The 411-nt window shown below is 59.9% G+C and carries 1 protein-coding gene; it reads left to right on the plus strand.

The genetic code is table 11. The features are described from left to right. A partial coding sequence (locus ACPYOI_RS35995; RefSeq protein WP_481424163.1) for a LuxR C-terminal-related transcriptional regulator occupies positions 1-222 on the plus strand: 222 nt, incomplete at its 5' end. Between the last annotated feature and the right edge of the window lie 189 nt (positions 223-411).

The following is a 411-nucleotide window of genomic DNA, read 5'->3' on the forward strand; positions in this document are numbered from 1 at the left end:
CAGGTCCTGGCCGGCGTGCTCGACGGCCTGCAGAACAAGATGATCGCCTTCAATCTGGGCATCAGTTCACGCACGGTGGAGGTCCACCGCGCCAACGTGATGGCCAAGATGGGAGCGCGCAATCTGGCGGGGCTCATGCGCATGGTCACAACGGTCGACGGCATTGTGCAACCGCTTCCAACCGTCACCGCCTCACCCCGCCCCCATGCCGACGCACGCTAGATGAATTAGGCGCATCTGTTGCAACCGCTCGTAGCTCTGGGATATGATGCGGCAGGGAAAGACTTCGATACTTGCGTGATCTTGCTTGGGGGCGATCATGAGCAGTGCAAAAGTCAACGCTTCCAGCAACCCCGGACCGACCGCTGAAGAAGTCAGCCAGCAAGTCGAACGGATCCTTTCAAGCGAGGA

It is taken from the genome of Rhizobium sp. SVR5-2C, from assembly GCF_056755115.1.